The following is a 24,378-nucleotide window of genomic DNA, read 5'->3' as shown; positions in this document are numbered from 1 at the left end:
CCTACTTGAGTGGCCGCAGAGGTGAAAGTCTGTCCGGGTACTTCGCGCGCGCACGCACCAGGTACGCTTCCAACCACCCGCGCGCCTTGTCGGGGCGGTTGGCCGCACACACGATGGACTCGTGGTCCATCTCGTCGATGCGGTCATTGGCAGCGCGCAGAGCATCCATCGAGATACGCAAGGCCACGTCCACCGGCATCCGCTCCGGATTGATGTCGATGCCGAACCAACCTTGATAGCCGTGCATCTTCAGAACGTAGAGCAACGCCTCGGTCTGCTCAGGCGAAATCATGCCCACGTTCAGGTCCTGATCGAAGTTGCCAAGCGGCTGGCTGTTCAGGTGCATGTGGCAGAGCCTGCCTTCGGAAAGCGGCCAGCTGTACGCATAGGGCAGGTCCTCATAAGCCATCAGCGCATGCCCGACCTCGGGGTTCATCCCGACCAGCGCGTGCTCCTCGACCAGCAGCCGCCGGTTCTCGGGATTCTGCAACCTCTCCTCGACCATGCGGCACAGCAGCATTCCCTCGGGCGTCGTGCCGAAGATGATTCTCCCGCGTGGCTCATACGGCTTGGGCTCGAACGCGACCCGCACACCGGGCACGCAATCCATCGCCTCGGCCAGGCCGTCGGCAAACCGGTCGCGCATCGCCGCGAAGTCGATGCCGAACGGATTCTCGTATCCGTCTATCCCGGGCCAGACAACACAGAAGTCGGTGTCCATCCGGCAGTTGATCTCAAGGGCACGACGCGTTACCTCGATGGCCGCCTTGCGTGCTTCAGGCATAGGGTTTGATAGCGAGCCGAACTCGAACTCGCGGCTGCGGAACAGAAGCGGCACGACCGTTACCAGCCGGATGCCGGTATCAGCGCAGAAGTCGCGCCACAGCTTCTCGTTTACCTCGTTGATTTCGTTCGGGTAATGCGCCTCCAGTCCGGCCAGACCGTACTCCTTCAACCCGCGCGCGATCTCCAGCCGCTGTTCGATGCTCAGGTCAGGCCCGTACTTCTCGTGGAACCGGCTGTCAGACGGCGAGAAGAACCAGATGCCGGCCGAGAACTTCAGGTCGAGGTTGAATGACTTCAGGTGTTCGACCAACTGCTCAGGCGTCCTGCGCACCGCTTGCGACCGAAGGTCAAGAAGAGACATGGTTACGGCTCCTTGTGAGGCATAGTATCAAGGCTCATTCTAGTCCGCACGCTCTCACTGGCAAGCACAGCGCGACTTGGCTCTTGGCTTCCGGGATTTCCCCGCATCTGACCCCGAGCACCACGCGCGGAGCCCTTCCGCAGGTCGCGTGCGGAGTCACGCTGCGAGTCCTCGTCCGAACCTCCACGAGAGTGACGTCCCAAGCCACCTTGACAGTGGCCTTGCCCGTCGCCTTCTGAATCAAGCCGCAGACCTCGGTCCAAGTGACCGTCAGATTCCTCCGGCAAATCGCGCGGGAAATCGCCCGGAGAGCGCCCCTGGCTGTCGCCTTCCGAATCGCCCCCCGAACCGTTCCCGGGGCGACCCCCAGGGCGAGTCGCGAAGTGACCATAATATCTTCTACTTCAGCATCTTATGTCTCTTCGTGACCACTAACCCGCGTGAGTCTTGTTGGACTCATGCGGAAAGTGTGAATCGGCTGGAAGATGTGTTCGGATTTGAGGCACGGCCTGGACGCGCGCTTGCAGGATCTTGGCAACTGCGGAAAGATCGCCCCGGTCCCTGAACGTGGCGGATACAACGCAACCTGGCTCAGCCGCCCGGGGCTGGACAGCATCGGGAACTACAGGCATTCGTCGTGCACCACAGATGGACCATGCCCTGTGCACGATCTCTGAGCGGACTGTCCCCACTATCGGTGTCAGACTCGGCACGCAGAGTCGACCACGGCAGCCCCGAAGACCGCCTTCTTTTGACTAAGGTGCGATGACAACTAGAATCAGCGGGAGCATGCGTTGCAGACCGGTGTACGATGTGATTGTGGTCGGAGCCGGGCATGCCGGCTGCGAGGCGGCGCTGGCTGCGGCGCGGATGGGCTGCTCGACCCTGCTCGTAACCCAGAATCTCGACACCATCGGCCTGATGTCGTGCAATCCCGCGGTCGGCGGCATCGGCAAGGGGCAACTGGTGCGCGAGTTGGACGCGATGGGCGGCGCGATGGGGCAACTGACCGACAAAGCCGGAATCCACTTCCGCCAATTGAATACGAGCAAAGGACGGGCGGTGCGGTCGTCGCGGGCGCAGGTGGACAGGCAGATGTATCGAAGGCTGATGAAGCAGTTGCTGGAAGGAGCAGACGAAGTAAGACGTCAGATGTCGGATGTGAGATGTGAGAAGTGGCCGGACTCGGATGCAGACGAAGCTAGATGTCAAAAGCTAGAGGCTAGAAGTCAGAAGTTGGGACGGACAAACACCTCACCCCTACCATCTCCCCAGAGTGGAGAGGGAGAGAACAGAACGGTCCGGCTATATCAAGGCACGGTGGCGAAGGTGATGGTGAGGGGGAAGACGTGCGTGGGGGTCGAGACGGAGTTGGGCGAGCAGTTGCGGGCGAAGACGGTCGTGCTTGCGCCAGGCACGTTCCTGAACGGGCTTGTCCACATCGGCCTGACGAGCTTTCCGGCCGGACGACTGGGCGAAGCTCCGGCGCAGAGGCTGGGCGCGAACCTGCGGGAGTTGGGGTTCAACATCGGCCGGTTCAAGACCGGAACGCCGGCGCGGCTGGACATGCGGTCGCTGAACCTGAAGGCGATGCAGCAGCAGGACGGCGACGAGCCGCCGGTCCCATTCTCCGACTGGACCGACGACCCGCCACGGAACCAAGCGAGCTGCTACGTCACCTACACCAACAAGACGACCCATCGCATCGTCCGCACCGGCCTGAAGCAGTCACCCCTCTATTCAGGCGTCATCAAAGGGCGCGGCGTGCGCTACTGCCCGTCAATCGAAGACAAGGTCGTGAAGTTCTCCGACCGCGACCGGCATCACATCTTCATCGAACCCGAGGGTAAGGACACGGTCGAGTGCTATCCGAACGGCATTTCGACCAGCCTGCCGATACATCTCCAGCTTCGAATGCTCCATTCCATCGCGGGCCTTGAGGATTGCCGGATGCTCAGGCCGGGCTACGCGATCGAGCACGACTATTCTGACCCGACTCAGATCTTCCCTACTCTCGAAACCCGCCCGATCCGCAATCTCTACTTTGCCGGACAGATTAACGGCACTACCGGCTACGAGGAAGCCGCAGCCCAAGGGCTTGTCGCCGGGGCCAACGCCGCGCTCCGAGCCTTGGAGAAACCGCCACTGGTGCTGACCCGCGCCGACTCGTACATCGGCGTGATGATAGATGACCTTGTTACCAAGGGCACGGACGAGCCGTACCGGATGTTCACAGCCCGGGTCGAGTATCGCCTGCTCCTGCGCGAGGACAACGCGGACCTCCGACTCGGGTCCCGCGCGCACGAACTCGGCCTGCTCACTGAAAACCAGTTCAGTCGCATTAAGGAGAAGCAGAAGCAGTGCGAACAGGCAACGAAGTGGCTGAACTCGGCCCGTATCAAGGCATCGCCGAGAGTCAACCGCAAGTTGAAGGCGCTCGGCACAACGGCGATATCAGAGTCGGTGCCCGCCATCGAGCTTCTGCGCAGACCCGAAGTCTCCTGGAGCGACTTGGTGTACATGGCCGAGAAAAATGGGGACAGTCCCCCGGAGCGCCTCCGTCCGACTCGGCGCGGTACAGTCCCCATTTTCCAGGACCTGGTAGAGCTTGAGGTCAAGTACGAGGGCTACATTGAGCGGATGAAGCGGCAGCTCGGGCAGTTTGAGGAGTTGGAGTCCATCAGGATTCCGGAACGGCTGGACTTCAACCGCGTGCCGGGACTGTCAAACGAAGTCCGCGAGAGGCTGGCCCGCAATCGCCCGGCATCCGTGGGCATGGCCCAACGCATGCCGGGCGTAACACCGGCGGCAGTCTTTGCCCTGATGGCGTATCTCAAGAACAAATGACCAATTGCGAATTCCTAATTCCTAATCAATGTGTGAATGACGAAGCAAGGAATCCCCTGCCCTCCATTAGGAATTGGCAATTGGGAATTAGGAATTCCAGGAGGGGTTTTGGCTCTCAGCAGTAACCGTGAGGCGTTAGAGGAGCTCTGCCGGAGTCGCGGCGCGGTCGGGTTCGGCGTGTGCCGTCTCTCGGACACAAAGACTGATGACTTTCTGCTACCCGAGAAGACTATCCGGGACCTGCCGTTGGCAATCAGCGTGGCTCTACACCTCTCCCCCGCAGTGCTCGGCACGCTGGAGGACCATCCGAACCAGTTGTATGAGCATCACTACCGCCAGGTCAACTTCGCGCTCGACCGGCTGGCCCTCGACCTAGCTACTCTAATTCAGGACCTTGGTGCTCAGGCCTTGCCGATCGCGGCATCACAACTCGTGGATTGGCAGAACCAGCGCGGTCATCTATCGCACAAACGGGTCGCGGTCGGAGCCGGCCTCGGCTGGCTCGGCCGGAACAATCTCCTCGTCACGCCACGCTTCGGCGCTCAGGTTCGACTTGTGACGGTGCTGACCGACCTGGAACTCGAACCCAACCACCAGGTCGAGAACGGCTGCGGTTCCTGCCGGGCGTGTATCGCTGCCTGCCCAGCCACGGCTATCGGCGAGACGCAGGCCGAGTTCAAGCACATGGACTGCTTCGCCCTGCTGAAGGAATTCCAAAGCAAGCGCTACGTCAGTCAATACATCTGCGGATTGTGCGTGAAGGCCTGCAGCGGTCAGCGAGTGTAACGGAACTCGCGACCGACCGAGAAGAAGACTGCCAGCGTCGGCGGACGTTCGGGGAGCGTCGAACCGAAGTCACCCTCACCAACGATCAACTGAACAGGTCCAATCGGCGTGTTGGTCCGCACACCGGCTCCAACTCCCCAATGCAGCATCGATGCGCGGTCCGGCCCCAGCGCGAGCGAATCGAGACGTCGAAACGTGCCGGCATTGGAGAATAGCTGCAGGTAGAATGGATAGTTCTCCTGGCTGAACAGCCGGAACAGCCTGATATCCACTCCCAGCTTCACCAGGGCCCGCTGCGGCGAAGTGAACTCTTCGGACGGAAACCCTACGAAATCCTGCCCGCCGGTCCGGAACTGCTCAGCCCATGCCAGATGCCCGAATGAAATCCCGGCCCCGAATCCGGGCCGCAGTAGCACCGCGCCATTTAGCGACGTCACGTTCTCCCAGTCGTAGGCGAGTTTCAGGAACTGATGTGTAGCCCGGAACATCGGGCCCGAGTAGCTGGCCTCCAGCGTCGATGCCGCGCCGCGGGTCGGGAAGTCTATGTCCCGGAAGTTGTTGACCTCGAGCCGGAAGGTCGGCCCCACCACCCACTCACTCTGCAGCGACTCAACCGGGAACCGGTTCGGTACACCATACTGCGCCTGGTACGCCTTCAGCCCAAGGTCAAAGAACGCATCCCGGCCGAGGACGTAGCCGGCCTCGGCCACCCCACCGCGATAGCCGACCGTGTATGTTCCCTGCAACAGGCTGCTATCATAGTAGGCTCGGCTAACCGAACCCAGGAATCCGTCCAGCCGATAGCCGAATGGCAGCCGGAACAGGCGCGTACCGGTGAGCCCGAGTCTAACCTCATTAGGATTACCGAGGTCGAACGCTGCCCGGACACTCGCTCCGGAGCCGCCCAGGTTGCCCTGACCGACCTCGAGCCCAAGCGCGACATCGTCGGTATTGTCGTACCTGATGCCCAACGAGTAGAAACCGTACGCGCGTTCCTGGACTTCGATGACCACATCCACGGAGTCGTCCCGGGCGTTTTCCAGCCGATAGTTGACATCCTCGAAGAGCCCGGTGTCGAAGAGCCTCGTGAGGTCGTCGATGAGTCGGCCAAACTGCAGCGTGTCGCCCGGTCGGGTATTGACTTCCTTCCGCACAGTTGCCTCTCGTGTGCAGCACAACCCATCGAAACTGACGGAACGAACCACCGGCGGGGGCCGGCGCTCAACCGGGTGCCAATGCCGAGCAAGTTCGCGCGCGCCGATCAGCTCACGGATGCGAGGCAGCGCGGCTTCCGCCGCCGATTCGCCGGCCGCGATGAGCCCCGCGGCCTTGGCGAAGTCAGAATGAGTGAATGGGTCCACGTTGGGCTCAATCAGCACATCAGCGCGCTTCTTCTGCCGCGCCAGCTCATCCGGACTCACCAGGTCCATGCTGCGAGAAGTTATGTCTACGAGCGAGACGCCGGTCTCCGCGTTGTGCTTGAGCGTGAGCACGGCTATTCTGAGGTCGAGGTCGGGTTCGATGCTGTCGAGCGCATCAACCGGGAGCAGCCACTGCACGCCGCCGTCCACAAGATCCATGTCTCCCAGTTTCTCGGGCGAGAACACGCCGGGAATAGCAATGCTGGCGCGGATGGCCTGTTCGAGCCGCACCCTTCTCATCACCTGCAAATTGCCGGACTTCAGGTCAACTGATGCCGCCCGAAAGGGAATCGGCAGGCTGTCCAGGTCGTAGCCCGTGTTGTACTCGGCGTCCGAAAGGAGCCGCATCAGCAGGAACTCGACGTTCTGCAAAGGCACCAGCCCCCCGGGCAGCGACGGGATGAAGTTGTTGTGCCGGAGATTGAATACGTAGCGCTGAGCCTGCCTGCGCTCGGGCAGGTACTGGGCGCCGAAAGGAACGCTGGAGCTGAACAACCTGTTCCAGTCCGCGTTCAGTGCCACACTTTCTATCTGCGCAGCGCTATAGCCGGCCGCATACACGCCGCCGACCATCGAGCCCATGCTCGTACCGGAAATAGCTACGACCGGTATGTGCTCGCGCTCAAGCACCTTGAGCACGCCGATGTGTGCAAGCCCGAGAGCGGCGCCCCCGGAAAGTGTGAGGCCGATGCGGATCGGCGGCTCGACCGTCACCGGCTGCCGATCAGGCTGAGCCCAAGCGCATAGCCCAAGCGCAAGCAGACACAACACAACAGCTATCCGCTTATGACTCACGGCCTAACGCCCGCCGATTCTACCTTCTGATTTCTGCCCTCTGACTTCTGACCTCGGCCGAGCTTCTCGATCACTTCCTGCGCACTCAGCCTGCGCCACTTGCCCGGCGGCAAATCACCGAGCCGCAGACCTGCAATCCGCACCCGCCGCAGCCGCACGACGTTGCACCCAAGCGCCTCGAACATTCTCCGCAGCTGCCGTTTCCGTCCTTCAGCCAGGACGACGCTGAGCCGGCCCGGCCCGACGATTGTCGCACGTACCGCACGGGCCGGACCATCGGCCAACTGCACGCTCTTCCGCAATCGCTCGCACAACTCCGGCCCGGCCGGCTGGTCGAGTTCGACCTCGTACTCCTTCTCTTTGCCGTAACGCGGATGGGTCAACTCCAACGCGAGGTCGCCGTCGTTAGTCAGAAGCAGCAGACCTTCGGAATCCCGGTCGAGTCTGCCGACCGGGTAAAGCCGAAACGGCAGGTCAACAAGCTCCGTCACCAACCAGCCTTCCTCGTGACCACGGAAACAGGCGCTGAGATAGCCGGACGGCTTGTTGACCGCCACGACCACCTTCTCGACCTCCGGCTTCACCTCGCGGCCCCGGTACTCGACCCGGTCCTTGCCGGGTGTTACCGACTGCCCGACCTTCGCCGGCAGTCCGTTGACCCGCACCCGACCGGCAGCGATCAACTCCTCACAGTAGCGGCGCGACCCGACGCCGGCCGATGCGAGATACTTCTGTAGTCGTTCAGGCTTCACAATCCCAAGCTTACCAAGTATCCGGCACGTGTCAAGTAAGCCCGCCGCAGTTCCACCGGTCACGCCATCGTGTATAATCTCGTGTGGAATGTCGTGCGTGCCCATTCGATTGCGGTGTCGACCGCTCGGTGAAGCTTGGCGTCTGCCGGGCAACAGACCGGTTTGAGATAGCGCTCGCTCAGCTCCATCACTGGGAAGAGCCACCCATATCCGGAACACGCGGGTCCGGAACCATCTTCTTCAGCCACTGCAATCTCCGCTGCCGTTTCTGCCAGAATTACGACATCTCTCAGCTTGGCCACGGCCATGAGGTCACATCCGAACGGCTGCTGGCCATCATGCATGAGCTTGAACAGCAGGGCGCGCACAACATCAATCTCGTCTCGCCGACTCACTATTCCGACCAGTTGCTCCCGGTCCTCGAACGTGCCCGAGCGACACTGAAGATTCCCATCGTCTGGAATTCGAACGGTTACGAGAAAACCGACACCCTCGCGCGCTTCGAAGGACTCGTGCAGATCTACCTGCCTGACCTCAAATACTACTCGGACGAACTCGCCCACGCCTGCTCGTCGGCGGCCGACTATTTCAAACACGCCTCGGCTGCGATTACCGAGATGAAACGACAGGTCGGTCAGAACCGGTACGATGAACACGGAATCATCGAGAAGGGCCTCATCATCCGGCACCTCGTGCTCCCGGGCCACTCCGACGACAGCAAGCAACTGCTGAAGTGGATACATGACGATTCTGGCCCGCGCACCAGCGTCAGCTTGATGTCCCAATACTGCCCTGTCCACCGCGCTGCCGAACTCCCGGGCATGAACCGCCGCCTGTCGAATGACGAATACGAGGAGGTGCGGCGCTGGTTTGAGAAACTGGGCTTCGACGAGGGCTTCGCGCAGGACCACTCCTCTGCCTCCCGCGACTACACACCTGACTTTGATGGCCGTGGAGTCTGATCGCGGCGACACGGCTTTGACTTTGCCACGTCCTGCCGGTAACATACATTCATGTGTGGCGTAATCGGACTCATCACCCGGCGAGAAGTCGGCCCTGACCTCGTCGAGGGTCTGCTGGCGCTGCAGCACCGTGGCCAGGATTCGGCCGGAGTTCTGACCTCGGACGGCACGTTCCACCTCAAGAAGGGTAACGGCACGGTCGCGAACGTCTTCAATCCAAAGAACCTGTCGCGCCTGACCGGTAATGCCGGCATCGGCCACACCCGCTACCCGACCATTGGACCCGGCTCAGCCGAAGATGCCCAACCGTTCTACGTGAATCATCCGTTCGGCATAGCAATGGTCCACAACGGTAATGTCACCAACTACTCCGACCTGCGCCGCGAATTGATGTTCAAGGACTTTCGCCAACTCACCAGTTGTTCCGACGTCGAGCCGGTGCTGAACGTGTTTGCCGAGGGCCTGGAGCAGTCGAACTTGAGACGCTTCGGCCCAACCGCGGTATTCAAGGCAGTCCAGGGCGTGTTCGACCGGGCCCATGGAGCCTATTCGGTCGTCGCGCTGATCCACAAGCGCGGATTGCTCGCCTTCCGCGACCCGTTCGGCATCAAGCCTCTGGTCTTCTCTCAGCAGGGCGACGAGTTCGCCTTCGCCTCCGAGAGCGTTGCCTTTGATCGCCTCGGGTTCCACGGCTTCACCGACGTGAAACCCGGCGAGGCGATATTCGTGGACTTCAAGGGCAAGGTACATCGTAGTCAAGTGCGCCCCGGCACGCCGCGGCCGTGCATCTTCGAGTTCGTCTACTTTGCCCGACCCGATTCAGTCATTGACGGCATCGAAGTCTACCAGGCGCGACTGCGGCTCGGCGAGCGCCTGGCTCATGAGGTCGCGCGCCAGGGACTGAAGCCCGACGTCATCGTTCCGGTGCCCGACACTGCCCGGGCCGCGGCCAGTTCGCTCGCCTCGACCCTGGGTGTAGACCTGCGCGAGGGTCTCATCAAGAACCGTTACATTGCACGCACTTTCATCATGCATGGCCAGGACCGACGAGCTCTCTCCGTCCGCCAGAAGCTCAACCCGGTAAGGTCTCAAGTCGTGGGCAAGGACGTCATGCTGGTGGATGACTCCATCGTCCGCGGTACGACTTCGCGCGAGATCGTCCAGATGGTACGCGATGCCGGTGCACGCAAGGTCTTCATGGCGATCACGGCGCCGCCGCTTCGTTGCCCTTGTGTCTACGGCATCGACATGATGACCCGCGGCGAGTTCGTGGCAAAGAACCGGACTGTCGAGCAGATCCGCAAGGTCGTCGGAGCCGACGCTCTCGTGTACCAGACCTACGATGGCCTGGTCGATGCGGTCCGCGGCAACTCGTCGGTGCCGGGCTTCTGCACTGCCTGCTTCAACGGCAAATACCCGACCGGGGTAACCCGGCGCTATCTCGCTCAAATGGAACGCGAGCGCCGGCGGTGGACCGAGTAGCCCACTTAGCTCAGCTGCCTGCGGCTGTTGACCCACACCCGGGTTTCAATAGACTCACGCGTCGGTTTTGCACGCAGTTAACCCGATGAGACCAGACCACCCGCTCGCGCTGCCGCTTCCCGGCAGCAACTAGGAGGCAAATTGGCGTTATCCTGTATTGTCGCGCTGCTCTTGAGCAGCTTGGCCCCGCCGGGCAACGTCGCGGCCCGCGACGTGCCGAATGACGGCGGCGGCAGTATTCTCGTAACCTGGACGGCGTCCCCGGACTCGGGCCTGCTCGGCTATCAAGTACTCCGCCAAGCCAAGGGGGCCACGGCCTGGGACACGCTGAACTTCGCCGGTCGCCGGGCGACAAGCTTTGTTGATCAAGGCGCACATGACGGCGTCCCATATCAGTACAAGATCATCGCCGAGTCCAACACCGAGTCTGCGGAAGCCCCGGTGTCGGGTTATGCGGTCGCGTCGCCTCAATGGTTCAACTTTGACACGGTGCCGGCGCTTATCGGCAGCGTCGTTCTGTCATTCATCCTGTTCTACTTCATCAGCCGGGCGCGGAAGGACCGGAATCTGTTCATCCGCCGCATCTCCGGGCTCGACGCCGTGGACGAGGCACTGGGGCGCGCCACCGAGATGGGCCGGCCCACGCTCTACGTTCCCGGCACCTCCTCGATTGCCGACGTGGCGACCATCGCCTCGCTTAACATCCTCGGCGAGGTGGCCAAGAAGACGGCAAAGTTCGGGACTCCGCTCATCGTGCCCAACACCGACCCCATCGTCTACACCGTCGCGCGGGAAATCGTGAAAGAGTCGTACACGTCGGTCGGCCGGCCCGATGCGTTCACCCAGGACATCGTGTTCTTCGTCACCGACGTGCAGTTCGCCTTCGCCGCGGCCGTGGACGGAATCATGACCCGCGAGAAGCCGGCGACCAACTTCCTCGTCGGCATGTTCTACGCCGAGTCGCTGATCATGGCTGAGACCGGCGCTGCGACCGGCGCAGTCCAGATTGCCGGCACCGACGCGGTCTCGCAGTTGCCGTTCTTCATCACTGCCTGCGACTACACGCTCATTGGCGAGGAGCTCTATGCTGCCTCGGCCTATCTCTCGCGCGAGCCGCTGCTTCTGGGCGCCATCAAGGGCCAGGACTACTCCAAGGCGCTCATCGTCATCATTATCGTGGCGGGCACTCTCCTGGCGCTCGTCGCCGGCCTACCGGTACTCAAGTACCTCTAGGAGAATCAATGAAGAAACGACTACCTCTAATACTGGTGCTCGTGACCGGCATCTTCGGCGCGGTGACATACTTCATCCCGCACCATGCGGTACAAGCTGTGGACGAGTCGATGCGCAACGACGTACTGCGGATCATCACCGCGTTCAGCCTCGTGCTGGGTCTCGGCTCGATTCTCCAGCACCACTTCAACAAGATCCAACACAAGATCGTGAACTGGCAGTATAGCTGGATAACAGTCATCACCATCCTTGTCACCGGCATTATCGGCCTGTTCGGCGGCATCGACCCTGCGCATCCCGGGATTCTGCCGACCCACATCGGCAGCTTCTCGTTCCACATGCAGACGCTATACATGAACATGATCGTGCCGCTTGGGGCCACGATGTTCTCGATGCTCGCCTTCTTCATGGCCTCGGCCGCGTACCGGGCATTCCGCGCCCGCAGCTTCGCGGCGACGCTCCTGCTCGCGGCGGCATTTGTGCTGATGCTGGGCGCGGTCCCGCTGGGCCGAATGATATTCCACCCGCTGCCGTCGTTCGCGGAGTGGATTCTCGCCGTTCCCAACACCGCGGCCAAGCGCGGCATCAACTTCGGGATCCAGCTTGGCATTCTGGCCACGTCCCTGAAGATCCTCCTGGGGATTGAACGCGGCTGGCTGGGAGGCGCCTGATGGAATTCTGGAAGAAACTTCAAGCCATCGACCGCCGCTGGATTTATCTCGTGGTCTGGCTGGTGGTAATGCTGCCGCTGATCTTCCCCTTCAAGATAAAGTCAGTGGCCACCCCGCCGGTCGAAAGCATGTTCCACTACATCGACACGATGCCGGCGAACAAGGCCCTGATCATCTCGGTTGACTACACGCCCGATACGCAGGCCGAACTCCAGCCAATGCTCGTGGCGCTGCTGCGCCACGCATTTGTCATCCACCGGCCGGTCGGCGTACTCGCGATGGCCCCGCAGGGCCTCGGCCTCGGCCAGGATGCCATACGTCAAGTCACCGCCGAGTTCAACGCCCACGCCAAGACCAATGCCGACTCAGTAATCAACGGGAGAGACTACGTCTTCTGGGGCTGGACCACGCCGGTGGTTACCGTAATGCTCGGCATGGGTCAGCACATTGCCAAAGTCTTCCCGGTTGACTACTACGGCCAGAAGACCGAGAGCCTGCCGGTGATGCAGCGGCTGAAGAACTATGACGACGCCGGCATCCTCGTGTCGATTGCCGCTTCGGCTTTCCCGCTCTCGTGGATCAACCTCGCCCAGACCCAGTTCGGCGTCCATCTCGGTTGCGGCATCACCGCGGTATCGGCTGCTGACTTCTATCCCTATGTCAACTCCGGCCAGTTCACGGGTATGCTGGCCGGCATGAAGGGGGCGGCCGAATACGAGGAGCTGCTCGAACAGCGCATGGCCAAGAACGGCATGGACTGGCATCTGCGCAGCAAAGGCACTGAGGCAATGTCGTCGCAGGCCGCTGCGCACCTCGCCATCATGGCCTTTATCATCATCGGCAACATCGCCTACTTCGTCACCCGCAGGAGGAAGTCATGACATACCAGACAGGGGACAATGCAGAATTCAGAATCCAGAAACCAGAAACCAGAATGTCTGTAGACTCTGAATTCTGGACTCTGGACTCCGGGTTCTGGACTATCATCACTGCGACTTCGGCCGATTCTCGGAACAGGAGGTCCTCATGAACCTCTCCCCCGACCCCTGGGTCTGGATCGCGGCAATCCTGACGCTCGCCATGTTCTCCTTCCTCTACCGCGAAAACCCTTTCTACCGCGCCGCTGAGCACCTGTACGTAGGGCTGGCCAACGGCTACTCAATCGCGGTCACGTGGCACCTGCTGCTTGTGCCCGTCCTCATCAACCCGATCCGGCACGGCTCGAATATCGGGACCAAGATCTGGCTCATATCCCTCGCCATCATCGGCGCGCTCTACTTCACGCGGTTCATCCCCAAAATCTCGTGGCTGGTACGCATCCCGATTTCGATCGCGCTTGGCTACTCCTGCGGCATGGGAATACCGCGCGCGATTGACGCCGAGATCATCCGGCAATTGAAGGCGACAATCGTCACCCGCGGGCAACTCACACACTGGGACACGGCGCTTTGGGCCATCCTCATTCTCGTCGGCGTGATTGCCACCATCAGCTACTTCTTCTTCTCCGCCGAACGCAAGGGCGTATTGAAGCCGATCAGCTACGTCGGCATCGTCTTCATCATGGTCGGATTCGGCGCATCCTTCGGCTACACCGTCATGGCCCGTATATCGCTATTCATCGGGAGGCTACAGTTCCTGCTGGGAGACTGGCTGGGGCTAATCCACTGAGGTACCAGTGACCAGGTACCAGTGACCAGTTAGCGGAACCGGACACGCCTCGTGAAGCCCGCCGGTGCGTCCGATAGCCATGCCCCTGGCAAGACCCGGCAGGACCTCGTTGGAAGGACTTCGCGGTTTGGCGTGGACGTCATCACCTTCGCGCGGACAATCGAACGGAACGCCGTAACACGCTCGCTCATCTCGCAACTGGTACGAGCGGCGACGAGCGTCGGAGCCAACTACTCAGAAGCAAATGAGGCCGAATCGCGCCTCGACTTCAGGCACAAGATCAGCATCTGCGCCAAGGAGGCACGCGAAACGCAGCACTGGCTGCACATGCTCGCGGCCGCATGCCCCGAACGCAAACCCAGAGCACGCGAGCTGTGGTCGGAGGCGAAGGAGTTGACCCTCATCTTCGGTGCCATCGTCCGCTCCTGCAGCGCACCTCAAACCAGCCCGAACAAAGAAGCGTAAACAGCCCCACTTCCGACCTCCGTGGAAACTGGCCATCGTAACCGGTACCTGGTAACTGGAAGCTAAGCCTTCAGACGGCGAATTCGCGCTGTCGGCCACTGGAAACTGGTACCTGATAACTGGTACCTTGCGGCGCTACGCTAGTCGCGCAGATACTGCTCCCAGCAGTAATAAACCGCGCCGGCTGACACCAGAAGCCCTAGACCAACGACAACGCCGACCACCAGCGCCACCTGAGAAGTAGTCGGAGCCGGCAACTGCGCGGGTGGCGACGGGAGCCGGTCAAGCAGCTTCGCCAATTCAGCCGCAACCGGCGCTCGCAGCAGGAAAGCCACTCCGGCTAGTATCGGCGTCAGCACGAGCGCCCACCATAGGCTTGGCACAAACGTCCGCTGCTTCGGCAGCCCGGCAAGCACCTTTGACGTGAACTCCGACGAAGGTTCCGTCACCGGCTGATGGTCCAGCGTGGAGACGATGGCGGTCATGACCGCCAGTTCGTGCTGGCAATCGGCGCACTCGAGCAGGTGCGCGTCAACCTGCCGACGCTCCTCGGGCTCAAGCTGGCGGGTAACGTAATCCTGCAACCGGTTCTTGAATTCCTCGCAACTTATCGCCACATCAGCTCCTTCAGATAAAACCAGACCACCGGGCTACTGACATCCGCGTAAGCAGTGGCAAGTTCGACCCCCTCCCTTCTATTCCCTCCCCCTTGAGGGAGAGGGAAGGGTGAGGGTGCTGGACCATCACCGAAACGGAACTCAGCGATGGACCGTGTCCACCTGGAAACTGGTACCTGGTAACTGAAGACTGTCACTGCCACATCACCTCTTTCAAGTTGTCCCAGCCGACTCGCTCGACCAGCCGGGTTTTCAGAGCAGCGCGGGCACGGTGTATGTTGGCCTTCACCGTCCCCATCGGCTTTCGGGTCAGCTTCGCAATCTCCTCATAAGACAGGCCGTTGAAATGGTACAGCGTTATGGCGGCTCGGTAATCATCCGGCAGTCTACTGACCTCATCCTGTATCGTAGCCTGAATGTCGCGGTTCCGGAACTCCTGCGCCGGTCCTTCGACCGGCACCTCCATCGCCTCGTCCAGTTCGACCTCGGGCTTCCGCTTGCGCAATTCGCTGATGCACGTATTGTAGCATATGCGGTACAGCCACGACGAGAACTTCGACTCGCCCTTGAACCCGGGCAACGCGGCCCAAGCCTTGATGAAACTCTCCTGCGCCGCGTCCTCGGCGCGCCCGCGGTCTTTCATCAGCCTCGTGGCCATTGAGTACAGCATACCTTTGTAGCGTTCAACCAGCACCCCGAAAGCCTGCTCGTCGCCCCGGGCGGAGCGACTGACCAGTGAATCCTCAGGTATGGCATCCAATTGCTTGTCCATAAGACGCGGCTCCGTCGAGAATGTTACACCGACTGCAACAAATGCGCAACCCGTCACGTCATATGGGCATGACGACGCGAATGAAAGCAACCTTCTATGTCTTGACCGCGATAGCACTCCTTGCCTTCGCCGTGCTGAGGGGCAACTTACTGTCGAGCAACCACGCGGCGGCTGTCGGGATGATGCCCGAGGTCGTTGTGAGTGCCCCGCTTCCCAACATGATCGTTGATACCATTGTAGTCAGGCCGACGGGCCCGAGCCTCGTCGCCGGGACCACGCCTGACCGCTCCGAGTTGAACTAACAGGAGGAATACCGTGACCCCAAGCAGCATACTGAATTCGTTTAACGGCACCCTGGCCATCTTCCTGATATTCGGGCTACCGATTGTGGCCGTGGTCGGGGCATTTGTCGTCGCCATCACCGGATCGCAGAAGAGGCACCGCGAGCGTATGAAGATGATTGAGCAAGGAATGATGCCGCCCCCTCATCGCCGGCGGACCGGCAACTTCTACGCCCTGCTGATAATCGGGGCCATCCTCCTCGCCTTCGGCCTGGCCCTGGTCTTCGGCCAAGTGGCGCAACGCGGCAACGACTTCACCGGCGGATTCATCTTCGGATTCATCGGCCTCGCCATGCTAGCCTGCTTCGCCATCATCCGTGCAGCTCGCAGGCGCGAACAACCGGACAAGACAGATTACGGGACGCCCGCACCCCCGCCTTTGCCTCCACAGCCTTAGCACACCAGACGCAAGGCGAAACCGGGGCGGCATCTGCCGCCCCGGCTACTCTGTCAGCCGCAAGCCGTAAGCCGTGAACCTGCGTTGCGCGGCTTGACTTCCGGACCGCTCCGCCGAGAATCACACAAGCTCGATCCCTGAACACCATACCGACCTCAACTGGTATGGAACTAAGTGCCAATCTCCGAACCACGGAAGCAGAAAGGAACGTCAGGTTGTGAGAATAATGTCGAGAATCGCAGGTCTGGTCTATCCGGTCATCATAGCAGCGTCGTCGGCACTCGTACTTGTCTCCTGCGGCGGGGGCCAGCACTATGAGTACTGGAAGGGAAGCATCGCCGACTCCTACTACGTGCTGGACCTGTACGGAGACAGGCAACTGCAGGTAACCGGAATACCATTCATGTGCGTGAAGTACGATCCGACCGACCACTCGATTCTGGACGTGGAGTTCGGCCTGAGCGGGGTCACGCAGCAGTATCTCGAAACCGAGAACGGGATACACTTCCCCGAGCCGACGCTCGACGCGGGCAACGTCTCCTATGCTTCAAGACTGGGTCTCAAATCGCCGGTGGCCCTGTTGCTCAACTGGCCGGTTGCCGCATCCTCCGGGCAGGTGAACAACGGTGTCCAGATGTTCACAGTAACCACCGACAACTCCACCTTCAACTTCGTGTATAACTCCGTCGAGATGGACGGTGAGGTCACAAACACCGACGAGGAGTACTTCGAGGGCAGGGAATCTGAGGTGCGGGCTTTCCACCTGATGAAGGAATAGCCCGTCAGCACTCCAGGCGCGAACAACCAAAGGCACAAACCATGAGCACACACCATCGGATTGCCCCTATTCTGGCGCTGGTCCTGCTTGTGTCGGTCTCCTGTGACCTGTTCAAGCAGAAATCGGACGGCCGGTTTCCAATCCTGGTCGGCGGCAAGTACGGCTACATGGACCAATCCGGCAAGGTGGTCATCAATCCGCAGTTTGACGGCGACACGCTGTTCACCGAAGGTCTCGCACCCGTCAAAGTCGGGAGCAAGTTCGGCTACATCGATTCTGCCGGTGAACTGGTTATCAGCCCGCAATTCGACTATGCGTCATACTTCTCCTGCGGGCGGGCGCGGGTCCTCTCCGGCGACAAGTACGGTTACATCGACACGACCGGTGCTCTAGTCATCAGCCCGCAGTACTACACCGCCTTCGACTTCTCCGAAAGCCTGGCCGTGGTCCACGTCGGTCCGTGGTGCAAGTTCATCAACATTGCCGGCAATGTGGCCATCACGACCGACTCCATGATGAGCGCTGCGGGCAGCTTCTTCGAGGGACGGGCATGGGTCCGGCAGCAAGACAGCACCGGCCTGGCCAACTTCGGCTACATCAACAAGACTGGCGCGTGGGTCATCAGCCCCCAGTACAGTGGCGGAGGCAACTTCGGCGACGGACTGGCGCCGGTTCAGGTCGGCAACCTGTGGGGCTACGTCGACACGACCGGCCGGATGGTCATCAGCCCGCAGTTCGCCCAGGCCAAACGGTTCTTTGAAGACCGGGCCAAGGTCAGCGTCGGCGGACACTGGGGCTATATCGACACAACCGGCCGACTGATCGTCTCCGCGCAATTCATCGCCGGTGACCGCTTCTGCGAGGGCATGGCCGCGGTCCGGTCCGGCACCAAAGTCGGCTACATCGACGCAAGCGGGAAGGTCGTAGTCTCCCCGCAGTTCGACGGCGGCTGTGGCTTCTGCGACGGCCTGGCGCTTGTCAACGTAGGTGGAACGCCCGACACGACCTGTCTCGTGATCTCAGGTGGAAAGTGGGGGTGGATCGACAAGACGGGCAAGTACGTCTGGCAACCCTCGGAGTAGCGCCGAAGAGTTCCTGCCCGCACGGCCGCCGCTCGTGAGCGGCCTGGCGTTTGGCGAGTTCATCACGATTCGTATCTTATTTCCAGCCGGGCCGCGAGCTGTTGGCTGTCGGCTGTCATCACCGTTTCGACCCGCCACGTCAGTCCTCGCACAACACTCATCGTCTATGGGCGCTGCCCGCTCTTCCTGGGAACGAACAACGATGAACGATACGCCGATGTACGAAACCCGTCATGCCGCGCCTTGCCACCGTCACCAGGTCGGGTAACTGTCTCCGACTCCCCGTGTGTCCCCTGGGCTCCTCGCACGCTTCGTGTCATTCTCAGGAATTCGACCCCAGCCATGACGAAGCGCGTACGCATACGCAAGATTGAGCGGCAAAGCCCACCAGAATCCTACCGGCGAGCGGGCCAGACGCCGGCCGATGCTATTGAGCGAATAGAACCGCCGAGTGGCGAACCGATACCCTTCGAGCAGTGCATCCGGACTCATGTGCCGAGGCTGAAAGACCACGTCTTCCCGACCATTGTACTTGCTCCAATCGCGAGTAAGTATCCGTCCCTCCGCCTCCAAACGCTGATGCAACCGCGTCCCGGGATAAGGCGTCAGGATGTTGAAAGTCGCATTCTGCACCCCGACCCCCTCCAGGAAATCCAGCGTCTCGCTGAAGACCGCCTCCGTGTCATGGTCAAAGCCAAACACTATCCCGGCTTGGACCGCTATTCCATATGAATGGATACGCCCAATCACCCGCGCATACTCCTCGACCACGTTGAAACCCTTGTGGACCTCATTCATGCTGGCCTGGGAAATCGACTCCAGGCCGATGAACAGCTGTTTGCACCCGCTGCGAGCGGCCAGCTCCAGGAATTCCGCATCCTCCCCGGCCTGAATGCTCGCCTGACTGCTCCACCACTTCTTGTAGGGCGCAATCGCCCGGAACAGCGCCTTTGCATACTCCCGGTCACCTGCCAGATTGTCATCCCAAAAGATAATCACTTTCCCCCCAAAGGAGGCATGCTCAGCCGCTACAGCTTCAACCGGGCGCGTGCGTACCTTGCGTTGATACATCACCGCCGGCGTACAGAAGTCGCAACCGTAGGCGCAACCCCGAGTGGCGAACAGCCTCCCTCCCGTATAGTCGCGCCGGTGATACAGCTCTTTTCTGGCCATCGGCGCATCAACCAGGGTCGGCAAGTCGCCTGAGCCGTACCGGCACTCATACTCCCCCTTCTCGAAGTCTCTCAGGAATCGGGGCCAATGCGGTTCTGCTTCCCCGATGAAAATCACGTCCGCATGCTCCTGAGCCTCATCGGGCAACAATGTCACGTGCGGCCCGCCCAGCACGACCGGAATCCCCCGCCTCCGAAACTGCGCAGCCAATTCATACACATGAGGCGCGCTCGGGGTGTGAAAGGTGATACCGACCAGGTCGACCTCCGCTGCGACATCGACCGGTGTTACCGCTTCATCAATATGGGTTACAACCCAATTGGAGGGCGCGAAGGCGGCCAGATAGGGCATGGTAATCTGCTGGAAGTTCAGCACGCGTGACCGCCGGACGGTGCGAATCTCCGGAGAAGAAGCCGTGATCAGGAGGAGCCTTGGCGTGTCGTTCGCCATCGGCTTGCGGTTAGCCGTCGGCGGCTCCGGCCGGTTTCTGCCGCCGCATCCAACCGGGGCTGCAAGCTGTAAGCCGCAAGCGTCGGCTGTCATCATCGTCTGCCGGGCTCTCAACTGGGAACTGGAACCTGCAAACTGGTCACTCGCGGCGAAGCTGCGTTACGCCCTGACATCGTAGTCCGCCCAGTCTATCGTGACATACCGGTATCCCCGGTGAGGTTCTAGAAAAACCTGCCCCTAAGAAACAGCACGCCGCGCAGGCCGCTGGCCTCCGAGCCGGCAAAGTAGTTGGACTTGAAGACAAGACGGTAGGCCGCTCCAAGGCCTAGCGCAACCGGCGCGTCTGGGGAGTAGCAGTAGCTCATGTCGATTTCCGGTTCAACCACGCCAATCCTGTCGGGAGAGACAGTATCGCCTAGTTCCTTGAATCGTCCGATTCCGAAGAGCGCAGTCGGGGTAAGGTCCAGCCTCTTGGACAGCGGCAGACGGTAGCCCACGACCGGACCGCCGTACCACATCCCCAGCCGGTGCCCGGTTCCGGCGCTTGAATCGAAGACCGGGCTGAGCAGGTAGTCGCCGCCGAGGCCGGCCAGCAACCGCCTGCCGACGACTACGCCGACGGTGCCGGCGGCAAGCGCAACCAATTTCGACTGCAGGGCCGTCAGGCTGACTCCGCCCTGAACTAAGCCGCCGACTGACCACAGGCTTTCGCTCCGTCCTCGAGTAGTCGCAGCCGCTGTTCCCAGCAAGACCAGCAACACACAGAGAGATCTCCTCACGGCTTCTCCCTGCTCCATCCCGAGGCGCCTGGCCCTCTCTCACAAGAAGACAACGTCACTCCTATCCTTCTATCAAACCGACATAGCACGGCCGAATGAAGGAAGTGCCCCGTCTCCTCACTCAGTCTCGGCCCGGCATCACCGGCCGGTTACTTGTCCGCCTTGCGATTCACTCCGAATACGACTATCCTGCAGCCGGCCTTGCCCGAGGGACTGCTGTTCAACTTCACGCAAAGCTCGTCGGCATCCGCATCCTCCGGCCTGAGTTTCTTGTGGATAGACTCGGGAACGGGCCCTTTGGCGTAGAACTGCTTGTTTTCCAGGTTCCCTTCGCTGGAGGCGATGCGGTTGCCGGCTGTGGAATCGACTTTCCAGACGTCGAGTGTGTCCCATTCGTCATCGGCCATCGAGCCCCAAAACGACGAAACCAGAAGCGTCCACGACGCCGCCCGAGCGTCACTGATCAGGCCGATCCTGAATTCGCTGCAAGAGCTCGGCAATTGCACGAACGTTGATTCTCCGACCTCCATCGTGTTATCCTGCGGCATGCTATCGGATTGGGACCCGGGCCAGCAGTAGACGTCAGCCCCGCTGACAGTTTGTCCTCCAGGTGCAGACAGCGTGACGCCGCCGGCAATCTTCTGCATGTTCTCAGCACAGAAACCCATGGGCGCAGCCAGCAGCAGTGAAACCAGCAGCACACCTGCGCCACGGGGCGCTCGCCATTTCGGACGTACGACTTCGTTCATGTTGCTCCTTCTATGACTCGGGCATCGTCTTCTATCAGACCATACAACTCAAGTGGCAGCGGCTTCGGTTAGTGCGGGAGGCAGCCGCGGGCGGAATTCTAGGGTGACCGGGCGGGCGAGTCAAAGGACGCGCGCGCTTCAGGAATCGCCTACTGCGTCCCCGGGATTCGCGAGCGGTGAGCTGTCTGCCGCAAGCCGTCGGCTGTCAGCCCGCGACGCCGAGTCTCCAAAGCAGAAGGCCGCGCCGGATGGCGCGGACCTTCCTCACTGGCCCTCGCTAATTACTGGCACGGCTCCAGTAACCGGTCCAGTACGTGTGCTTGGACGGCGTGAAAGTCTCGACGACATACCCAGTCTGCACGGCCGGATGCCGAGCAGAAACTTCCGGTTGATGTTCGTCGAGAAGTACCCTGAGAAGTTCGCCCAGAAGTACCGGTGGAAGTGTCGCGAACTGCGTGTTCGACTGCGTCGTCAAGTGCGTCGATGACTGAATAGCGAACTGCGTCGTGAGCTATGTGAAGAACTGTTCGCGGCGTTGTCCCGCGAACTGTACACGAAGTTGTTCGAGACATTGTTCGAGAAAGCGTTCGCGGCGTTGTTCGAGTCATTATCCCGGTAAAAGTTCCTGTGATTCAATGAGTTAGTGTGTCCGGCACTGTATCGGCAACTGCAGCCCTCCAGGCGGTCTGGGGGCCGAGGGGTGGGCGGGAAAATCGCGGCAACCCGAGTATTGCCCGCTGCTCCAATTCTGCATTCTGATTTCTGGTTTCTGAATCCTGGACTGTCCGTGCTCGCTTGGGCCGCCCACCCCACGGCAGAATTGTGGTTCCGGCCGTACCTAACCACTACATATGGACTGTCGGTAGCCGGCTACCCGCGCGTCACGAATCGCCTAATGCGTCGCAGGACTTCCCGCGCCGCGCCTTGAATTAGCACGCCTCGCCGGTATCCTTGGCCCGTGACCGTGCCTAAAGACTTCGGATATCTAATACCAACCGAGCGCCTTGACCGAGGAATCCTGCTGATTCGCGGCCAGCGCGTGATGCTGGATGCAGACCTGGCGGCGCTGTTCGGTGTGAGCACGCGTGCCCTTAATCAGGCCATCAAACGCAACCTCGACCGCTTCCCGGCCGACTTCCTGTTCCGGCTCAATCCGGAAGAGAAGGCCGAGGTAGTCACAATTTGTGACCACCTCTCGGGCCTCAAGTTCTCCCGTCACCTCCCATACGCCTTCACGGAGCATGGTGCGGTCATGGCGGCGACGGTCCTTAACTCCAAGCGGGCAGCAGAGGCATCCGTATTCGTCGTGCGTGCATTCGTGCGCATGCGCCAACTGCTGGCCAGTCACCGCGAGTTGGCCCTTAAACTCGCCGACCTCGAACGCCGGGTGGCGACTCACGACACTTCAATAAGCTCGCTCGTCAGTGCCATCCGTCAACTCCTGCAACCGCCCGAGCCCAAGAAGAAACGCATCGGTTTCATCACTGACGACGACAAACCCGGCCATACCGGCTCCGCGTCCGACTTCATCGCTCGCGATCGGCGCCGACGCAGGCGCTGAACCGCCGTCCTAGCTCTTCGTCAGCGTATCTGAATTCTGGTTTCTGGTCTCTGAATTCTGATTTGTCCGGCTCCGCCGAGTGACTCCATCGTTCGCGATCGTCCGCGCAAGTTCCGACGCCGCCGACCGTAGCCCCCGGTCCGCAATTCTGAATTCTAGTCTCTGGTTTCTGACTTCTGAATTATCCGGTGCCGGCCACAGGCCACTCGACCCCTGGAATCCTCTCCTATCACTTCTGAACTCTAGTTTCTGGTTTCTGAATTCTGAATTATCCGTGCCCGCCGCCGCGGTTTCTGGTATCTGAATTCTGAATTGTCCGGTTCCGCCGAGTGACTTCATCGCTCGCGACCGCCCAGCCCGCAAGCACCGAAACCGCTGACCGCCCGCTCGTAACCCGTTACCCGCCAACCGCCTCCCGCTGCGCCCCGCCAATCTACAATCGGAAATCTACAACCTGGAATGGCTGGACTCCTGCCAGTTCACTCTAGTGAACCGCGTGACTTGGGCGGCAGGGATTAGGGACTGAGGACTGTAGACCATGGACTAAGAGCTGGGAACTGGGTACTGGAAACTGGAAACTCGCGGCCCATGGCCGCGGTCAATCTCGAATCGGAAATGGGTTGCCCGCTTGGCCGAGTCCGGTCGGCTAGCTAACGGCGTCAGGCAGTTCGGCGGTCGTCGTTCGGCCTTTGGCGTTTCTATGGCGTCAGGAATCGTGTGCTGCGTAACCGGGAGTTTCCGGGGCAGCCTAGAACGATAGGGTGAAGGTGTTGGTCTGGCCGGTGTAAACGAAGACTGCGTTCCTCAGCAGGTCACGGCCTATCAGACACTGGATGCGCTGGCCTCGAAGCGGCGTACCGATCGCAACCGTCTCCAATCCTACGCCGTTCGGCAGCACCAGCCGCACCAGGTACTTATAGCAGAGCACGTTCGTTGAGGAAGGCGTGTGGACCAGAGCTGTCCCGACCGGACTCAGCCCCAGACGCTTCAGCACCTGATTGGCCACAACGGTCACGGTGGCCCCGGTATCAATCAGCGCGTCTACCGCGGCCGGTGAAGCGGCCCGGCGGTGTCAGTCAGCCTTACCTCCAGCCTCGGCCCCTCGGCCTGCAGGTCCGGCAGTTGTACGGTGAGACTGGGCAACTCAGACGCCCAGCAGGCTCGAAGTGAAGTCGAGCGGAACCTCGACTTCCACAACCTGCTTCACAAGGAACGGAACGTTACCGAACCGCTCATACCCCTGGTGCGCCGCGTCCAGCTCGCTGTCAAACGTGCCAATTATCCGGCTGCCCTTGATGAGCACGTATTTGCCGGATGCCCGACGCAGCAACTCGGACTTGTGGGCGGCGTAGGCCCTTAGTTCCTTCTTGAGCGGACTACTCACAGCTTCCTTCATACACCGGGATTGTACCTCAGCACCCTGCAAGCGCAAGCCTCGGGCGCAGGTCAC

The 24,378-nt window shown here is 60.9% G+C and carries 25 protein-coding genes and 1 pseudogene; 16 read left to right on the top strand and 10 right to left on the bottom strand.

Annotated elements, in window-relative coordinates; translation table 11 throughout:
* Position 1 precedes the first annotated feature (1 nt).
* Positions 2-1,147, bottom strand: a complete 1,146-nt coding sequence (locus VMH22_08800) for a TIM barrel protein (protein ID HTW91792.1) — start codon at positions 1,145-1,147, stop codon at positions 2-4.
* Positions 1,148-1,936: 789 nt separating this feature from the next.
* Between VMH22_08800 and VMH22_08795 the strand changes: the two are divergent.
* From VMH22_08795 to VMH22_08785, 3 genes and pseudogenes are all read left to right on the top strand, one after another.
* Positions 1,937-2,290: pseudogene (locus VMH22_08795) on the top strand (FAD-dependent oxidoreductase).
* A 9-nt stretch (positions 2,291-2,299) separates the two neighbouring features.
* On the top strand, positions 2,300-3,994 hold the full coding sequence (gene mnmG / locus VMH22_08790) for a tRNA uridine-5-carboxymethylaminomethyl(34) synthesis enzyme MnmG (GenBank protein HTW91791.1): 1,695 nt from the start codon (positions 2,300-2,302) through the stop codon (positions 3,992-3,994).
* A 108-nt stretch (positions 3,995-4,102) separates the two neighbouring features.
* On the top strand, positions 4,103-4,780 hold the full coding sequence (locus VMH22_08785) for a hypothetical protein (GenBank protein ID HTW91790.1): 678 nt from the start codon (positions 4,103-4,105) through the stop codon (positions 4,778-4,780).
* Here VMH22_08785 and VMH22_08780 read toward each other — a convergent pair.
* On the bottom strand, positions 4,768-6,996 hold the full coding sequence (locus tag VMH22_08780) for a patatin-like phospholipase family protein (protein HTW91789.1): 2,229 nt from the start codon (positions 6,994-6,996) through the stop codon (positions 4,768-4,770). The genes VMH22_08785 and VMH22_08780 overlap by 13 nt on opposite strands.
* Positions 6,993-7,748, bottom strand: coding sequence for a pseudouridine synthase (locus VMH22_08775; GenBank protein HTW91788.1), 756 nt, complete (start codon positions 7,746-7,748; stop codon positions 6,993-6,995). The genes VMH22_08780 and VMH22_08775 overlap by 4 nt, the downstream gene beginning before the upstream one ends.
* 128 nt (positions 7,749-7,876) lie before the next feature.
* Between VMH22_08775 and VMH22_08770 the strand changes: the two genes are divergently transcribed.
* The 7 genes from VMH22_08770 (at position 7,877) to VMH22_08740 (ending at position 14,229) form a co-directional block, all read left to right on the top strand.
* On the top strand, positions 7,877-8,710 hold the full coding sequence (locus tag VMH22_08770) for a radical SAM protein (protein HTW91787.1): 834 nt from the start codon (positions 7,877-7,879) through the stop codon (positions 8,708-8,710).
* 51 nt (positions 8,711-8,761) lie between these two features.
* Positions 8,762-10,192: an amidophosphoribosyltransferase gene (gene purF / locus VMH22_08765; protein ID HTW91786.1), complete on the top strand. Its 1,431-nt coding sequence runs from the start codon at positions 8,762-8,764 to the stop codon at positions 10,190-10,192.
* A 141-nt stretch (positions 10,193-10,333) separates the two neighbouring features.
* The gene (locus VMH22_08760; protein HTW91785.1) at positions 10,334-11,425 is read left to right on the top strand and encodes a fibronectin type III domain-containing protein; all 1,092 of its coding nucleotides are present in this window, start codon (positions 10,334-10,336) and stop codon (positions 11,423-11,425) included.
* Positions 11,426-11,433: 8 nt separating this feature from the next.
* The gene (locus tag VMH22_08755) at positions 11,434-12,096 is read left to right on the top strand and encodes a hypothetical protein (GenBank protein ID HTW91784.1); all 663 of its coding nucleotides are present in this window, start codon (positions 11,434-11,436) and stop codon (positions 12,094-12,096) included.
* The gene (locus VMH22_08750; protein HTW91783.1) at positions 12,096-12,977 is read left to right on the top strand and encodes a hypothetical protein; all 882 of its coding nucleotides are present in this window, start codon (positions 12,096-12,098) and stop codon (positions 12,975-12,977) included. Before VMH22_08755 ends, VMH22_08750 begins: the two co-directional genes overlap by 1 nt.
* 145 nt (positions 12,978-13,122) lie before the next feature.
* Entirely contained in the window at positions 13,123-13,764 is a 642-nt protein-coding gene (locus tag VMH22_08745) for a hypothetical protein (protein ID HTW91782.1), read from the top strand.
* A gap of 51 nt (positions 13,765-13,815) precedes the next feature.
* Positions 13,816-14,229, top strand: coding sequence for a four helix bundle protein (locus VMH22_08740; protein HTW91781.1), 414 nt, complete (start codon positions 13,816-13,818; stop codon positions 14,227-14,229).
* A gap of 140 nt (positions 14,230-14,369) precedes the next feature.
* On the opposite strand, the gene VMH22_08735 is transcribed toward VMH22_08740, so the two are convergent.
* Positions 14,370-14,846, bottom strand: a complete 477-nt coding sequence (locus tag VMH22_08735; GenBank protein ID HTW91780.1) for a zf-HC2 domain-containing protein — start codon at positions 14,844-14,846, stop codon at positions 14,370-14,372.
* A gap of 193 nt (positions 14,847-15,039) precedes the next feature.
* Positions 15,040-15,618: a sigma-70 family RNA polymerase sigma factor gene (locus VMH22_08730; GenBank protein ID HTW91779.1), complete on the bottom strand. Its 579-nt coding sequence runs from the start codon at positions 15,616-15,618 to the stop codon at positions 15,040-15,042.
* 80 nt (positions 15,619-15,698) lie between these two features.
* Here VMH22_08730 and VMH22_08725 point away from each other — a divergent pair, with 80 nt between their 5' ends.
* The 4 genes from VMH22_08725 (at position 15,699) to VMH22_08710 (ending at position 18,216) form a co-directional block, all read left to right on the top strand.
* Positions 15,699-15,920: a hypothetical protein gene (locus VMH22_08725; GenBank protein ID HTW91778.1), complete on the top strand. Its 222-nt coding sequence runs from the start codon at positions 15,699-15,701 to the stop codon at positions 15,918-15,920.
* A gap of 13 nt (positions 15,921-15,933) precedes the next feature.
* On the top strand, positions 15,934-16,356 hold the full coding sequence (locus VMH22_08720; protein HTW91777.1) for a DUF6249 domain-containing protein: 423 nt from the start codon (positions 15,934-15,936) through the stop codon (positions 16,354-16,356).
* 226 nt (positions 16,357-16,582) lie between these two features.
* A complete protein-coding gene (locus tag VMH22_08715; protein HTW91776.1) occupies positions 16,583-17,134 on the top strand; it encodes a hypothetical protein in 552 nt (183 codons plus the stop codon).
* A 41-nt stretch (positions 17,135-17,175) separates the two neighbouring features.
* Positions 17,176-18,216 carry a WG repeat-containing protein gene (locus VMH22_08710; GenBank protein ID HTW91775.1) on the top strand — a complete coding sequence of 347 codons (1,041 nt, stop codon included), beginning with the start codon at positions 17,176-17,178 and terminating at the stop codon, positions 18,214-18,216.
* A 252-nt stretch (positions 18,217-18,468) separates the two neighbouring features.
* Here VMH22_08710 and VMH22_08705 read toward each other — a convergent pair whose 3' ends face one another.
* A complete protein-coding gene (locus VMH22_08705) occupies positions 18,469-19,839 on the bottom strand; it encodes a radical SAM protein (GenBank protein HTW91774.1) in 1,371 nt (456 codons plus the stop codon).
* Between VMH22_08705 and VMH22_08700 the strand changes: the two genes are divergently transcribed.
* Positions 19,805-20,017 carry a hypothetical protein gene (locus tag VMH22_08700; GenBank protein HTW91773.1) on the top strand — a complete coding sequence of 71 codons (213 nt, stop codon included), beginning with the start codon at positions 19,805-19,807 and terminating at the stop codon, positions 20,015-20,017. The two genes, VMH22_08705 and VMH22_08700, sit on opposite strands and share 35 nt — an antisense overlap.
* A 43-nt stretch (positions 20,018-20,060) precedes the next feature.
* Here VMH22_08700 and VMH22_08695 read toward each other — a convergent pair whose 3' ends face one another.
* Complete coding sequence (locus VMH22_08695) at positions 20,061-20,618, bottom strand: hypothetical protein (GenBank protein HTW91772.1); 558 nt, start codon at positions 20,616-20,618, stop codon at positions 20,061-20,063.
* 149 nt (positions 20,619-20,767) lie between these two features.
* Complete coding sequence (locus VMH22_08690; GenBank protein HTW91771.1) at positions 20,768-21,367, bottom strand: hypothetical protein; 600 nt, start codon at positions 21,365-21,367, stop codon at positions 20,768-20,770.
* A 958-nt stretch (positions 21,368-22,325) separates the two neighbouring features.
* Between VMH22_08690 and VMH22_08685 the strand changes: the two genes are divergently transcribed.
* Positions 22,326-22,928 carry an ORF6N domain-containing protein gene (locus VMH22_08685; protein HTW91770.1) on the top strand — a complete coding sequence of 201 codons (603 nt, stop codon included), beginning with the start codon at positions 22,326-22,328 and terminating at the stop codon, positions 22,926-22,928.
* Positions 22,929-23,676: 748 nt separating this feature from the next.
* Here the strand turns inward: VMH22_08685 and VMH22_08680 are convergent.
* Together VMH22_08680 and VMH22_08675 are read right to left on the bottom strand one after the other, a co-directional pair.
* The gene (locus VMH22_08680; protein ID HTW91769.1) at positions 23,677-23,964 is read right to left on the bottom strand and encodes an aspartyl protease family protein; all 288 of its coding nucleotides are present in this window, start codon (positions 23,962-23,964) and stop codon (positions 23,677-23,679) included.
* Positions 23,965-24,072: 108 nt separating this feature from the next.
* Complete coding sequence (locus VMH22_08675) at positions 24,073-24,312, bottom strand: hypothetical protein (GenBank protein HTW91768.1); 240 nt, start codon at positions 24,310-24,312, stop codon at positions 24,073-24,075.
* Between the last annotated feature and the right edge of the window lie 66 nt (positions 24,313-24,378).

The organism is bacterium, assembly GCA_035505375.1.
Lineage (GTDB): Bacteria > Hydrothermota > Tepidihabitantia > Tepidihabitantales > Tepidihabitantaceae > UBA2258.
The sequence above is the reverse complement of the archived record's forward strand: the minus strand, read 5'-3'. Positions and strand labels throughout refer to the sequence as shown.